Source organism: Sphingopyxis sp. GW821-FHT10B01 (assembly GCF_059415685.1).
Genome location: NZ_JBWKNS010000002.1, coordinates 269,605 through 283,618, shown reverse-complemented (window position 1 = coordinate 283,618; position 14,014 = coordinate 269,605). Strand labels below are relative to the sequence as shown.

Below are 14,014 nucleotides of genomic sequence, written 5' to 3'. Positions count from 1 at the left end.
TCGCGGATGAATGCGCAGGGGAGCAGACGGGTGAACTTCTTCAACCTCCTGCAATCGCTCGACGAACTGCTCTACGAGGTCATGTCGTGGCTGGTCTTTTATCCGATCACGCTGTGGCGGACGCTCGTCCATCCGCTGAAGATGATGGATTATTCGGACCTCGAGCAGGGCGATGCGCAGGACGAGCAATATACCGACACGCTGTCGCCGCCGCTGTTCCTGCTCTTGTCGCTGGTGCTGGTCCATGCCGCCGAACTGGCGCTGGTCGGCACGGACGCGGTCGTGACGAGCAAGATCGGTCTGTCGGCGCTGGTCAAGACCAACACCGACCTGATCATGCTGCGGATCGTTTCCTACAGCCTGTTCGCGGTGATGATGGCGACGCGGCTGGTCCGGGCGCGCAAGATCGAGGTCAGCCGCGCGACGCTGCGCGCGCCCTTTTACAGCCAATGCTATGTCGTTGCGCTGCTCGCGATCCTGTTCGGCGCCAGCGAGATATTGATCCGGCTGGCGCACCAATGGTCGATCCTCGCGGGCGGTGCGCTGGGGCTGGCGGCACTGCTGTGGTTCGGCACCCTGCAGACCGTCTGGTTCACCCAGCATCTGCAGTGCAGCCGCCTGCGCGCCTTTGGCCACGCGTCGCGCGCGATGGTCGAAAGCCTGATCGCCGTCCTGCTGCTATCGACCCTGTTCAGCTGAGCCCGAAAAGAAAACGGCCCGGGATTGCCGGGCCGTCGTCTCGATATCGTGAGCGCGGGTTCAGGCGCCGGGGATCGCCGCCTGCGCGTCGCGGCCGTCGCCTTCGGGTGCGGCAAGGATGTCACGGGTGACGAGGCCCTTGTCGACGACCTGCGTGCCGGGGCTGCCGACCTGGCTGCGGATGCCGGGGTCGGCACGCTGGCCATCGGCGCTGCCGATGATCGCGGTTTCGCCGGTGCTGCGGGCCGAGGGGCCACCGAAGAGCGCGCGCAGCGTCTGTTCGGCGGTCGATTCGCCGCCGGGGCGCGCGGTGCCGGGCGCCGGCGGGGTCAGCGAATAATCGGGCGGCACGACGAGCGGCGCCTGACGCGACACCATCATCTCGTCGGGCCGGTCGCGGCTGAACAGGCTGTTCGACCCGCAGGCCGACAGGGTCGTGGCTAAAATCGAGGCTGCCAGGATGGCGGTGGTCCGGTTCACTTTACAAATACTCCCAATGCGCCCCGTTAATCGGCGGACGGCTGACCGTCCGTGGTTGCGGCCTTTTCGCCCAAGAGGAGCGCGCGCGCAACCAGCAAAAGCACGCCGAGCGTGATGCACGCATCGGCGACGTTGAAGATCATGAAGGGACGGAAATCGCCGATATGCAGGTCGGCGAAATCGACGACATAGCCAAAGCGGACGCGGTCGACGATATTGCCGAGCGCGCCGCCGAGGATCGCCGCGAGCGCGATCACGTCACCACGCGCCTTTTCGCGCGTCATCCAGAAGGCGACGGCAAAGGCGACGGCGGCGGTGACCGCAACAAGCGTCCAGCGCGTCGTGTCGGTGCAGCTTGCGAACATCGACAGCGAGATGCCGCAGTTCATCGCCCAGCGCAGGTCGAAGAAGGAGACGATCTCGATCACCCCCTTCGCTTCGAGCGACAAGGGTATGGTGACGACCCATTTGACGAGCTGGTCGAGAAGGAAGGCGGCGGCCGCGATCAACAGGCCGAAGCGCAGGTGCGGTGAACGGGTGCTGCTCATGCTGCGTCCAATACCGTGTCGCAGCGATTGCACAAGCTGCCGTCCTCGGTGACTTCGGGCAGGTGGCGCCAGCAGCGGCCGCATTTGTGGTTTTCGGTGCGGGTGACGGCGAGCGCGTTACCGGCGCGTGCGACCGACACGATGAAAATTTCCTCGAGCGCCGCGGGATCGAGCGTCGGATCGGGAATCGTGACCTCGGCCTCGAGGCTCGAGCGGATCGTCTTTTCGCGGCGATAGGGTTCGATCGCCTCGGTCACCGCCTCGCGCTGGGTACGGACGCCCGCCCATTTGCTCGCGAGCGCGGCGTCGTTCCATGCGGCGTCGACCGTCGGCCATTCGAGCAAATGCACGCTGCCCGCATCGGGATAGCGCGTCCCCCACACCTCTTCGCTGGTGAACACCAGCACCGGCGCGGCGTAGCGGACGAGGGCGTGGAACAGCGTGTCGAGCACGCTGCGGTAGGCGCGGCGGGTGTCGGTGCCGAGCGGCGCAGCGGGGCCGAGGTCGCAGTAGAGGACGTCCTTCCGGATGTCGAAATAGAAGGCCGACAGATCCTCGTTGCAGAAATCGGCGAGCAGGCGCGTGTAGCTGTTATAGTCGAAGTCATCGACCGCGCGGGCCATCTTCCTGTCGAGGTCGGCGAGCAGGCTGAGCATATACCGCTCAAGCTCGGGCATTGCCGCGACGTCGATGACGCGCTCCTCGTCCGTAAACCCGTCGAGCGCGCCGAGGAGGTAGCGGAAGGTGTTGCGCAGCTTGCGATACTGGTCGGCGACGCCTTTGAGGATTTCGTCGCCGATGCGGTGATCCTCGGTAAAGTCGACGCTCAGCGCCCACAGGCGGATGATGTCGGCGCCGTTGGTTTGCATCACCTTGACGGGATCGGTGGTGTTGCCGACCGACTTGGACTGTTTGAGCCCCTTGCTGTCCATCGTGAAGCCGTGGGTCAGCACTGCCTTGTACGGCGCCTGTCCGCGGGTGCCGCAGCTTTCGAGCAAGCTCGACTGGAACCAGCCGCGATGCTGGTCACTGCCCTCCAGATAGAGGTCGGCGCTGTGGGTGCCGCCGTCGTGGCGGACGAGCGCGGGCCAGCGGCCGCTTTCGAGGACGAAGGCGTGGGTGCAGCCCGAATCGAACCAGACGTCGAGAATGTCGACGATGCGCTCGTAGTCGGCGGCGTCATATTGATCGCCGAGATATTCCTGCGCGCGCGCGTCGCTCCACGCGTCGACGCCGCCCGCCTTCACCGCCGCGACGATGCGGTCGTTGACGATGGGGTCGTTCAGATATTGCCCGGTCTTGCGGTCGACGAAGAGCGTGATCGGCACGCCCCACGCGCGCTGGCGGCTGAGCACCCAGTCGGGGCGGTCCTTGACCATGCTACCGATGCGGTTGCGGCCCTTTTCGGGGACGAAGCGCGTGTCGTCGATCGCCTGCATCGCGGCCTCGCGCAGCGTCGGCGCGGCGCAGAGATCTTCCTCGGCGGGGTTGATTGCGCCGCCCTCATTCTCCCAGCGCTTTTCGCGCGGGGTCTTGGGCTCGATATGCGTCATCACCTTGTCCATCGGCACGAACCATTGCGGGGTGCAGCGATAGATGACCTTCGCCTTCGAGCGCCAGCTGTGCGGATAGCTGTGCTTGTAATCGGCCGAGGCCGCGAGAAGTCCACCGGTTTCGCGCAGGTCCGAACAGATCGGGCCGTCGGGGGCGTTGAATTTGGGGTTGATGACGCTGCCTTGGCCGCCGAGCCAGCCCCAATCCTCGCGATATTTGCCGTCGCCCTCGACCGCGAACACGGGGTCGATGCCGTTCGCCTTGCACAGGTCGAAATCATCCTCGCCATGGTCGGGCGACATATGGACGAGGCCTGTGCCGCTGTCGGTGGTGACGAAATCGCCCGCGAGGAAGGGCCGCGGGCGCGCGAAGAAGCCGCCGAGCGCGTGCATCGGATGGCGGGCGATGGTGCCGGCGAGGTCGGAGCCTTTGAAGAGCGAGCGGGCGGGCGACCTTTCCATCGCACCAACGGAACCCTCCCAAGTCCAAGGTTCAATCGGCTCTAAGACAATGCGGCGAGCGCCAAGATCGGAAACATCGATTCCGCTCAGGGTGGCGTTCATCCGCTGCAAGAGGGTTGGCAGGAGTTGGCGAGCGACTAGGAAGCGGTCTTCCGCCATGAAGGGCAGAAGCTCCCCCCCGCGGTGCCATGCTTCTTTGTGACGTTTGTCATTAGGATCGTCGACCCCATCCGCACGGAATGCGAAGCCGGTCAGGACATATTCGACCTCCGGCCCATAGGCCAAAGCCTGGTTGACCGGGATCGTCCACGGCGTCGTCGTCCAGATGACCGCATGCGCGCCGACCAGTTCGGCGATCGGGCTTTCGACGATCTCGAACGCGACATCGATCTGAGTCGAGACGATATCCTCATATTCGATCTCGGCCTCGGCGAGTGCGGTCTTTTCGACCGGCGACCACATCACGGGCTTGGCGCCGCGATAGAGCATGTCGTTGGCGGCGAATTTGAGCAGCTCGCGGACGATGGTGGCTTCGGCCTCATAATCCATCGTGAGGTACGGATGGTCCCAGTCGCCGCCGATGCCGAGGCGCTTGAGCTGCTCGCGCTGGGTGTCGACCCAATGCTGCGCATAGGCGCGGCATTCGGCGCGGAATTCCTCGACCGGAACCTCGTCCTTGTTGAGCTTTTTCTTGCGATATTGCTCCTCGACCTTCCACTCGATCGGCAGGCCGTGGCAGTCCCAGCCGGGCACGTACGGCGCGTCCTTGCCCTTCAGCGTCTGGGTGCGGACGACCATGTCCTTGAGGATATGGTTGAGCGCATGGCCGATGTGCATGTCGCCATTGGCATAGGGCGGGCCGTCGTGGAGGATGAACTGCTCGCGCCCGCGGCGCGCTTCGCGAATCTGCCCTTCCAGATTGCCCTCGATCCATTTGGCGAGAATCAGCGGTTCCTTCTGCGGCAGGCCGGCTTTCATCGGAAAGTCGGTCTTGGGCAGGAAGACGGTGTCGCGATAATCGCGCTGTTCGGCGGCGGACGTGCTTTCGGTCATGCGCGGCCGCTTAGCGCAGTTTTGTGCGGGAGCAAACCTTCACGATCATGTGTTGGCGCGCTGGGCCCCGGCTTTCGCCGGGGTTCACGAGGGGGGCTGGCAATTTGTGAACCCCGGCGAAAGCCGGGGCCCAGAAAGCTAGCGCAGAAGCTCGAAAGAAAGATCGTGCCATTCGGGGTTCGCCTTTTCAATCAGCTCGATCTTCCATGCCCGCTTCCATTCCTTCATCTGAACTTCGCGGCGACGCGCGTCGTGGAGACTATCGAAATGTTCGTACCAGACGACCATCTTGAGTCCGTATTTCTTGGCAAAGCCGCCGATCAGTCCTTCGCAGTGCTGCTCGATGCGCTGCGGCAGGTTGCTGGTGACGCCGATGTAGAGCGTCCCGTTGTGCCTGTTGGTGAGGATATAGATCCAGCCTTGCTTCATGACGCGGTGTTATATTGGGCCCCGGCTTTCGCCGGGGATCATATTTGTCCGCTATGGAGCAATCCTATCTCTGCCGCGGCCGCAGCGCGGGCCCCACCGCGCGAATATCCTCGACCCAGATATAGCCGTTGAAGCTGGCGGGGATTTTGGCGAGCTGGCGCGGGTCGGAGAGGCCTTCGGTCGACTTGCCGCGTTCATAGGGGCCGAAGACGATGACTTTCGCGCCGACGCTGTCCATCCGCGCGATCAGCCGGTCGGGCCAGCCCCAGAAGGCCCATTGATAATTGACCGGAATGCCGATGGCCCTGCCGCGGCAGCTTTCGGGTATGACGCCGCTCCAGCCATAGAGGACATAATCGCGGGTGCAGGGCTGGATTTCTTCCTTGATCGCGAAGGACCAATTGTCGGGCAGCAATTCGCGCATCCGCTTCACCGGGGCTTCGGCGCCGTAAAAGGCGTCGCCGAGTTTCTGGCTGTCGCGGCCCGACGCCTTCAGGATCGCATAGAGCTGGTCGGCTTCGCCCGCATCCTTCGATTTGAAGTTGAACAGGATCGGGTGGACGGGAAGCGCGGCGAGCCCTTCCTCGACGGTCGGTATCTGGCCGACGCCCTTGCCGCGCAGCGGGAAGGTCTTGCCGCCGTCGGCGGTATAGCCATAGCCGATGTCGAGCGCTTTCAGCTCGGCCAGCGTCAGGTCGCGCGTCTCGCCCTTGCCATTGGTGCGGCAGTTGACGGTCCAGTCGTGGAACAGGACCATGCGGCCGTCCTTCGTCGGCGCGACGTCGACCTCGACCATGTTCGCACCCAGCCCGACCGCCCAGCGCATCGATCCGGGGGTGTTTTCGAATATCTCGTGCTCGGGCGGATAGGCGAAGGCGGCGGTGCAGGTATCGCGGCCGGTCGCGGCGCGCTTGTCATAGAGATGATAGACGCCGCGGTGCGCGATGAGCTTTGGTTTTCCCGCCGGATCAGGGGCGAGGAAGCTGGCGTTGCTGAGCGTGAGCCAGCCGACGAGCGCGGCGAAGATCCAGAGCAGGATTTTGGTGCGCCGCTTCATCGGCTTTTTCGGCGGGCCTTCGAGCGCGGCGGCCCAGTCTTCGCTGTTGGTCATCATCCCCCCGTTCGTCACCCCGGACTTGATCCGGGGTCCATGGATGCCGGATCAGGTCCGGCATGACGATCATATTATTGGTCGGCCAACAACAGCCTGGCCTCGTCGCAATCCGCCGCGATCTGGGCCATCAGCGCATCCATGCCGTCGAACTTCGCCTCGGGGCGAATGAATGCGTGGAAGGCGACATCGATTTCCTGCCCGTACAGATCTTCGGAAAAGTCGAAGAAATGCGGTTCGAGCAATTCCTTCGGCGGATCGAAGCTGGGGCGGATGCCGAGGTTTGCCGCGCCCTTGAGGATGCGGCCGTCGGGCAGCTTTCCGGTGACCGCGTAGATGCCGTAACGCGGGCGCAGATATTGCCCCATTTCGAGGTTCGCGGTCGGGAAGCCGAGCAGGCGGCCGTTCCTGTCGCCGTGCTGGACCCGGTTGCGCACGGTGAACGGGCGGGTGAGCAGGCGCGCAGCGGCGGCGCAGTCGCCCGCCTGCAACGCTTCGCGGATGCGGCTCGACGAGATGACGTCCTCGGCATCGTCGACGGGGGCGACCATTTCGGTGAAGAAGCCGTGCGTGCGCGCGTGCTCGGCGAGGGTGACGACATCGCCGCCGCGGCCCTTGCCGAAGACGAAGTCGCTGCCGGTGACGACGCCTGCGGCGCCATAGCGATCGAGCAGCAGCCCGGTGATGAAATCCTCGGCGGTCGTGCTTGCGAGCGTGGCGTCGAAGGGAAGGACGAGCATCGCATCGGCGCCTGCCGCCGCGAACAGCTCCTGCCTCTGATCGAGCGTGGTGAGGCGGAAGGGCGGGACGTCGGGTTTGAAGAAGCGCACCGGATGCGGGTCGAAGGTCGCGACGATCGCGGGCCGGCCTTCGTCCCGTGCATGGCGGACGGCGCGGCCGACGACGGCCTGATGGCCCGCGTGGAACCCGTCGAAATTGCCGAGCGCGATCACGCCGCCGCGAAGCGGTTCTTCGATGCGGTTATGGCCGTCGAGACGGATCATGGGGTCGGCGGGGTGAGGGGCACGAGGCCCGCCTTGATCACGCGGATCGCATTGCCGCCCATCGCGGCGCGGATCTCGTCGTCGCTGAAGCCCGCGTCGATCAGCGCCTGCGTGACCTGCACCAGCTTCGACGTGTCGAAGCGTACGGTGGTCGCGCCGTCATAGTCGCTGCCGAGCGCGACGTGGCTAATACCGACGAGGTCGCGGACATGCTTCATTGCCTTCGCGATGCTCGCGGGCGACGTGTCGCAAACCGCCGCATCCCAATAACCGATGCCGACGAGGCCGCCGGTCGCGGCGACGCCGCGGATCTGTTCGTCGCTGAGGTTGCGGTTGACCTTGCACGTCGCCTGCACGCCGCCGTGGCTGGAGACGACGGGGCGGCGCGCGACCTTGAGGATGTCGGCGACGCAGGCGTTCGAGCAATGCGCGATGTCGACGACCATGCCCTTGGCCTCCATCGTTTCGACGACCTGCCGTCCGAGCGGGGTGAGCCCGCCCTTCTTCATCCCGTGCATCGATCCGGCGAGATCATTGTCGAAAAAATGGGTGAGCCCCGCCATCCGGAAGCCCGCGGCATAGAGTTTGTCGAGATTGGCGAGCTTGCCGTCGAGGCCGTGCAATCCCTCGATGCTGAGCATCGTGCCGACCGGCGGTACTTTGCCGCGGCGGGCGGCGAGCAACGTGTCGATATCCTCGGGCGCGGCGACAGCACGCAGTTTGCCATTCGATGCGGCGACCGCGCGATGCAGCTTCTCGGCGTGCCAGAGCGAGCGTTCGAGCAGCGAGTTCCACGTCCGGACCGGCTGGAGCTGTGCGATGACGAGCGCAGTGATATTGTCGGTGTCGCCGCTGTTGGCGTCGTAATTCTGGCCCTTGGGCGATTTGGTCGTGCTGGCGAGGATTTGCAGCGCGACATGGCCATCTTCGAGGCGCGGCAGGTCCATATGGCCGCGTTCGGCGCGATCGAGGAAGTTGCGGCTCCACAGCAGGCTGTCGCTGTGGAGATCGACGATCGTCAGCGTCTTGTGCAGCGCTTGCGCGCGCGCGCTCATTTCCGGCAGCGGTTTGCCGTCGACCTTGTTCATGCTGCGCTCGAGGATGCCCGGGGCGAGCGTGAAGAAGGCGAGCGCGGCAATCGCGACGACGAGCAGGATCCCGATCAGCCAACGGCGCATAGCTATTTCCTTGTCAGCGTGACGAAGCTGTAGGCCGGGCGGCCAGCGTCGTCGGCGGGATGGTCCTCGCGCGCCGCTTCGTGCCAGTCGGTGGCGGCCGGATAGTCGATGATCGCGTCGCCCTTCGGATCGATCGCGACCATGGTCAGCTCGATGCGGTCGGCGAGGGGAAGAAAGAGGCGATAGATTTCGGCGCCGCCGATCACCATGACGTGCGGCGCGTTGGCAAGTTTGAGCGCTTCCTCGATTGTCGACACCGGCTCGGCGCCTTCATCCTGCCATTCCGGATCGCGGGTGAGGACGATATGGCGGCGCCCTTCGAGCACCGCAGGAAGGCTGTCGAAGGTCTTGCGCCCCATGATCATCGGGCGCCCCATGGTGATCTGCTTGAAGCGACGGAGGTCGGCAGGCAAGTGCCAGGGCATCTTGCCATTGGCGCCGATCACGCCATTGGCGGCGCGCGCGAGAACCAAAGTGATTTCGGGACGATTCATGACGGCGAGGTTCCAACCCAGGTTGCGTGGCCGAGCTTGCGGCCGTCGCGGACCTCGGCTTTGCCATAATGATGAACGTGGCAGGCGGGATCGGCGAGCAGGGCGGGCACCGTCTCGATCCCGCCGCCGATCAGATTGTGCATGACGACCGGCAGCGCCGCGGTGTCGGTGCTGCCGAGCGGCAGCCCGGCAACGGCGCGGATATGGTTTTCGAACTGGCTCGTCACCGCGCCCTCGATCGTCCAATGGCCGCTGTTGTGGACGCGGGGCGCCATTTCGTTGAATATCGGACCATCATCGGTGGCGAAGAATTCGCCGGTAAGGACGCCGACATAGTCGAGCTCTTCGGCAATGCGCGCCATCAGCGTGCGCGCCTCGCCCTGCTGGTCGAGGACGATCTGCGGCGGCGGTAGGGTGGAGGTCGCGAGAATGCCGTCTTTGTGGACATTGACGGGCGAGTCCCAGAAGCGCGTCTCGCCGTCGATCCCGCGGACCATCAGCACCGAAAATTCGTGATCGAAACGGACGAAGCCCTCGAGCACCGCGGCGTGGCGGTCGATTGCATCCCATGCGGCATCGGCATCGTCGGCCGCCCCGAGGCGCGCTTGCCCCTTGCCGTCATAACCCATGCGCACCGTCTTGAGGATCGCGGGCGCGCCGATGCCGGCCAATGCTGTATCGAGCGCAGCGCGGCTTGGCACAGCCGCGAAAGGCGCGGGGCGGCCGCCGAGCCCGGCGACGAAATTCTTTTCGGTCAGCCGGTCCTGCGCGATCTCGAGTCCCGCGGCGCCGGGGCGGATCGCGACATGGCCCGACAGGAAGCGCACCGTGTCGACGGGCACATTTTCGAACTCGTAGGTGACGACGTCGCACGCCGCAGCAAAAGCGGCGAGGCGCGGTTCGTCATCCCACGCCGCCTGCACATGGTGCGCGGCGACGTCGGCGGCGACGCTTTCGCGGTCCGGCGCATAGATATGGACCTGATAGCCGAGCTGCGCGGCTGCGACGGCGAGCATGCGGCCGAGCTGGCCGCCGCCGAGAATGCCGATCGTCGAACCGGGTGGAAGCAAAAGATCAGCCCTCGCGCACAGGGATCGGGGCGACGCTGTTCGTCTGCGCATCGCGCCAGGCGTCGAGTTTTTGGGCGAGAATGGCATCATTGTTCGCGAGCAAGGCTGCAGCGAACAGGCCGGCGTTGGTCGCGCCCGCCTTGCCGATCGCAAAGGTCGCGACGGGCACGCCGCCGGGCATCTGGACGATCGAATAGAGGCTGTCGACGCCGCTGAGTGCTGCCGACTGGACGGGCACGCCGAGCACCGGAACCCGCGTCATCGATGCGACCATGCCGGGCAGGTGCGCAGCACCGCCGGCGCCGGCGATGATCGCCTTCAACCCGCGCCCGGCCGCGCTTTTGGCGTAAGCGACGAGGCGGTCGGGGGTGCGGTGCGCCGAGACGATCTGTACATCATGGGCAATGCCGAATGTTTCGAGGATCTGGACCGCGTGCGCCATCGTCGGCCAGTCCGACTGGCTGCCCATGATGACTCCGACCTGTGGGGCCGTTTCGCCCATTCCAATCCCTCCTGCCCCGGCCTTCATCGCGCGCTTCGTCGCGCGGTGAATCGCCGCCGCATCCCCCCTAGCGACTGCTTTGCGTGCGGGCAACGCCGCGCAATTCATACCGGCGCGTTTACCGATTGGTATCAAGTCGCGGCTAGGGTTGCCGTGTTATATCCGTCGGCGTTCGGCCGGGGGCGTGGGATCGTTTCGGGGACGTTGCATGGATAGCGTAGGGGGGGCACGGATCGCGGTCGACCAGTTCGGCACCGTTTCCGTTGACTCCATCGAGGACCAACTGCGTGACATACGCCGGGAACGCGACGCCTTGCGCCGCGAAAACCGCGTATTGAAGATCGCTGTCGCCGAACTCGAGCGCGTGTCCGAGCGCGACACGCTGACCCCGCTGTTCAACCGCCGTTATTTCCTGACCGCGATCCACCATCGCATGGCCCGCTTCGAACGCCACGCCGAACGCGCTGCCGTCGTGTTCGTCGACGTCAACCAGTTGAAATTCATCAACGACAGCTTTGGTCACGCCGCGGGCGATTTTGCACTGATGGAAATCGCCAAGCGGCTAGCCGGGGCGATCCGTGCGACCGACGTCGCCGCGCGGATCGGCGGCGACGAATTCGGCCTGATCCTCGACCAGTCGAGCGAAGCCGGCGCACGGGTACAGGTCACCCGATTGTGCGAAGTGCTCACCGCCGCGCCGACGCATTATGACGGGCACGAGATTGCGCTATCGGCGTGTTTCGGCGTCGCGATGCTGCAGACCGGAATGACCGAATCGGACATCCTCGCCGCGGCCGACCGCGACATGTACCGGTGCAAGCAGGCGCAGGGCGGCCTTCCGGGCCATCGCTAACGACCCGTTAACCAAAAGGGCGCATCCTGCCCTTTGAGGACAGGGGGTGAATGATGCGAACCCAAGCCGACCCATATCATGACATCCAGGACCGGATTACCGGTCAGATCGGCGCGCTCGCCGAAGCGTTGCCGCACTGTGCGCTGGCGCAGATCGTGCAGGGCATCGACGATATCCGTTGCCTGGCGCGCGACAATGGCTTTGCCGCGGTCGAAACGCTGGCGAGCCGCCTTGAATCGGCGGTCGCGGGCGGCGGGTACCGGGCTGCGATCCTGACCTATCTCGATGCGATGAGCGATGCGGCAGGGGCGCCGCAGGGCCCGCTCCCGGCGGCCGCGCAAGAGGCGTGGCTGGCGTCGGTCGCGGTGCGTTTGGGGCATTGACGCCAATCTGCTGACAATCCAGACAATATTCCATGGATGCAATCATGCTTGCGTTGGTGGCGGTGCTGCTCGCCAATGCCGACGGCCGCAGCGGGATCGCGCTTTCGCGCCTGCTGAGTACGCGCGCCGACCGGCGCGTCACGGTCGCCATCGCCTTCGCTGCCTTCATCCTCAATGCTGTTGTCGCCGCAACAGCCGGTGGACTCGCGAATGGCCTGATCGGGCAAGGTGTTGCCGCGCTGCTCGTTGCGTTCGCAATGCTGTCGGCAGTGATCGCGCTGCTGTGGCGCGACCGGCCGACACGGGCCGATACGGGCGTCAACGAAGCGTCGCGGGCCCTTCTTGCGGCGCGGATGCTGGCCTCGCAGTTCGGCGATCGCAGCCATTTCCTGATCGGTGCGCTCGCCGCGACGAGCGGCGCCGGGCAATGGGCGGCGGCGGGCGGACTGGTCGGCTGGACGCTTGCGATGCTCCCCTTCCTTGCCTTTGGCCCGGCACTGGCCGAGCGGCGCGCGGCGCGCGTCTTGCGCTGGGCGAGTGCCGCGATCCTTTTGCTATGGGGAATCCGCACCGGACTGGGAGCTTTCGGACTGATCGGGTAATCGATCTCGTTGGATGGCTGTCATCGCTTTTCTCGATGAAACTCACCCAAAGCTTCAATGGGAAAGCGCCGGGCGGCGTCGCTATATCCGGGGAACAACAGAAAGGATGTTCCCATGTCCGACAAAAACAACAACGCCCCCGCCGTCGCCGATGCGCTCAACGCGCTGCTCGCCGACAGTTTTGCGCTCTATCTGAAGACGAAAAATTATCACTGGCACGTTCAGGGCCCACGCTTTCGCGAGCTGCACCTGCTGTTCGACGAACAGGCGGCGCAGATTTTCGCGACGACCGACCTGATCGCCGAGCGCGTGCGCAAAAATGGTGCGCCGACGCTGCGCTCGATCGGCGACGTCAGTCGCCGCGCATCGATCCGCGACGATGACAGTGCGGGCGCAGACGCCGAAGCGATGATCCGCGCGCTGGCCGGCGACAACAAGACCCTGCTCGGACAGCTCAGGGAGGTGAAGGCTGCGGCCGAAGCTGACGGCGACATCGCCACGAGCGGATTGGTCGATGGCTGGGCCGACGAGACGCAGCAACGCATCTGGTTCCTGGAGGCGACGCTGGGGTATTGAGAGCGCCCCTCTCCCCGTACGGGAGGGGCAAACAAAAAGGGCGGCCCGAGGGCCGCCCTTTCCGTTTTACCTGTCCGGCCGATCAGTCCTGATGCGGCTGGATGTTTACCGCCGCGAACTTGCCGCGGTCGTCGACTTCGATGTCGAAAGCGACACGGTCGCCTTCGTCGAGGCCCGCCATGCCGGCGCGCTGTACCGCGCTGATGTGGACAAAGGCATCGGCCTGTCCGTCGTCGCGCGCGATAAAGCCGAAGCCCTTCGTCGTGTTGAAGAATTTGACGGTGCCCGAGGTGCGTTCGCCGGTGAGCTGACGACGGCCGCGGGCGCCGCCCGGAGCTGCGCCGCCGGGGGCGCCGCGATCGTCGCGCTGCCGCGGTGCGCTATCTTCGATCGGCATCGGTTCGCCTTCGATCTTCAGATCGATGGCCGACACCTTGCCGTTGCGTTCGACGAGCGTGAAGCCGAGCGGCTGGCCCGATGCGAGACCCTGAAGCCCTGCCTGTTCGACCGCGCTGATGTGCACGAACACGTCTTCGCCGCCATCGTCGCGGGCGACGAAACCAAAGCCCTTTGCCGGGTTGAAGAATTTTACCGTGCCATTGCCTTCGCCGACGACCTGCGCGGGCATGCCGCCGCCACGTCCGCCGCCGAAGCCGCCACCGCCGCCACGATCGCCACCGCCGAAGCCGCCGCCACCGCTGCGGTCGCCACCACCGAAGCCGCCACCACGATCACCACCGCCGAAGCCGCCGCGATCGCCGAAGCCGCCACCACGATTGCCACCGCCATAGCTGTCGCCGCCATAGGGTGCAGGTTCGAAGCTGTCGAAATTGCCGAAATCATCGCGCTTGCCGCGCCCCCGCTGGCCGCGGCGATCCTTGTTGAAACTCATTGTCTAATAGTCGCTTTCGGTTCGTCCATACCCCATTCGACCGGCGCCTTGCGCCGGACGGGGACGCAGTTCACCATGGACACAGACTCGCCCCGTGCCTCTAACGGCGCAATATATAACCTAAA

At 65.2% G+C, this 14,014-nt stretch carries 16 protein-coding genes; 5 read left to right on the top strand and 11 right to left on the bottom strand.

The genetic code is table 11. From position 1 onward, the window contains the following. Window positions 1-30 precede the first annotated feature (30 nt). On the top strand, window positions 31-699 hold the full coding sequence (locus tag AC07NV_RS05785; RefSeq protein WP_495165391.1) for a hypothetical protein: 669 nt from the start codon (window positions 31-33) through the stop codon (window positions 697-699). Between the two features lie 60 nt (window positions 700-759). Here AC07NV_RS05785 and AC07NV_RS05780 read toward each other — a convergent pair whose 3' ends face one another. From AC07NV_RS05780 to purE, 10 genes are all read right to left on the bottom strand, one after another. Continuing rightward, window positions 760-1,179, bottom strand: a complete 420-nt coding sequence (locus AC07NV_RS05780) for a DUF3035 domain-containing protein (protein WP_495165390.1) — start codon at window positions 1,177-1,179, stop codon at window positions 760-762. Window positions 1,180-1,205: 26 nt separating this feature from the next. Continuing rightward, window positions 1,206-1,727 (bottom strand): signal peptidase II, encoded by a 522-nt coding sequence (gene lspA, locus AC07NV_RS05775; RefSeq protein ID WP_495165389.1) that lies wholly within the window; start codon window positions 1,725-1,727, stop codon window positions 1,206-1,208. Beyond that, the gene (locus tag AC07NV_RS05770; RefSeq protein ID WP_495165388.1) at window positions 1,724-4,795 is read right to left on the bottom strand and encodes an isoleucine--tRNA ligase; all 3,072 of its coding nucleotides are present in this window, start codon (window positions 4,793-4,795) and stop codon (window positions 1,724-1,726) included. Before AC07NV_RS05770 ends, lspA begins: the two co-directional genes overlap by 4 nt. 138 nt (window positions 4,796-4,933) lie before the next feature. Then, on the bottom strand, window positions 4,934-5,224 hold the full coding sequence (locus AC07NV_RS05765; RefSeq protein WP_495165387.1) for a GIY-YIG nuclease family protein: 291 nt from the start codon (window positions 5,222-5,224) through the stop codon (window positions 4,934-4,936). Window positions 5,225-5,288: 64 nt separating this feature from the next. Continuing rightward, window positions 5,289-6,338: a glycerophosphodiester phosphodiesterase family protein gene (locus AC07NV_RS05760; protein ID WP_495165386.1), complete on the bottom strand. Its 1,050-nt coding sequence runs from the start codon at window positions 6,336-6,338 to the stop codon at window positions 5,289-5,291. Window positions 6,339-6,409: 71 nt separating this feature from the next. Beyond that, window positions 6,410-7,339: a bifunctional riboflavin kinase/FAD synthetase gene (locus tag AC07NV_RS05755; RefSeq protein WP_495165385.1), complete on the bottom strand. Its 930-nt coding sequence runs from the start codon at window positions 7,337-7,339 to the stop codon at window positions 6,410-6,412. After that, complete coding sequence (locus tag AC07NV_RS05750) at window positions 7,336-8,517, bottom strand: dipeptidase (protein ID WP_495165384.1); 1,182 nt, start codon at window positions 8,515-8,517, stop codon at window positions 7,336-7,338. The genes AC07NV_RS05755 and AC07NV_RS05750 overlap by 4 nt, the downstream gene beginning before the upstream one ends. A gap of 2 nt (window positions 8,518-8,519) precedes the next feature. Next, complete coding sequence (locus AC07NV_RS05745) at window positions 8,520-9,011, bottom strand: dihydrofolate reductase (RefSeq protein ID WP_495165383.1); 492 nt, start codon at window positions 9,009-9,011, stop codon at window positions 8,520-8,522. Further along, window positions 9,008-10,081, bottom strand: a complete 1,074-nt coding sequence (locus AC07NV_RS05740; RefSeq protein ID WP_495165382.1) for a 5-(carboxyamino)imidazole ribonucleotide synthase — start codon at window positions 10,079-10,081, stop codon at window positions 9,008-9,010. Before AC07NV_RS05740 ends, AC07NV_RS05745 begins: the two co-directional genes overlap by 4 nt. A gap of 4 nt (window positions 10,082-10,085) precedes the next feature. Next, window positions 10,086-10,583 (bottom strand): 5-(carboxyamino)imidazole ribonucleotide mutase, encoded by a 498-nt coding sequence (purE, locus tag AC07NV_RS05735; protein ID WP_495165381.1) that lies wholly within the window; start codon window positions 10,581-10,583, stop codon window positions 10,086-10,088. A gap of 208 nt (window positions 10,584-10,791) precedes the next feature. Here purE and AC07NV_RS05730 point away from each other — a divergent pair, with 208 nt between their 5' ends. The 4 genes from AC07NV_RS05730 (at window position 10,792) to AC07NV_RS05715 (ending at window position 12,997) form a co-directional block, all read left to right on the top strand. Next, on the top strand, window positions 10,792-11,436 hold the full coding sequence (locus AC07NV_RS05730) for a GGDEF domain-containing protein (RefSeq protein ID WP_495165380.1): 645 nt from the start codon (window positions 10,792-10,794) through the stop codon (window positions 11,434-11,436). Between the two features lie 50 nt (window positions 11,437-11,486). Continuing rightward, a complete protein-coding gene (locus AC07NV_RS05725) occupies window positions 11,487-11,819 on the top strand; it encodes a hypothetical protein (protein ID WP_495165379.1) in 333 nt (110 codons plus the stop codon). 32 nt (window positions 11,820-11,851) lie between these two features. Beyond that, window positions 11,852-12,421, top strand: coding sequence for a TMEM165/GDT1 family protein (locus tag AC07NV_RS05720; protein WP_495165378.1), 570 nt, complete (start codon window positions 11,852-11,854; stop codon window positions 12,419-12,421). A 114-nt stretch (window positions 12,422-12,535) separates the two neighbouring features. Further along, window positions 12,536-12,997, top strand: a complete 462-nt coding sequence (locus tag AC07NV_RS05715) for a Dps family protein (RefSeq protein WP_495165377.1) — start codon at window positions 12,536-12,538, stop codon at window positions 12,995-12,997. A gap of 82 nt (window positions 12,998-13,079) precedes the next feature. Here the strand turns inward: AC07NV_RS05715 and AC07NV_RS05710 are convergent, their stop codons facing one another. Further along, a complete protein-coding gene (locus AC07NV_RS05710; protein WP_495165376.1) occupies window positions 13,080-13,889 on the bottom strand; it encodes a cold-shock protein in 810 nt (269 codons plus the stop codon). Window positions 13,890-14,014: the final 125 nt, after the last annotated feature.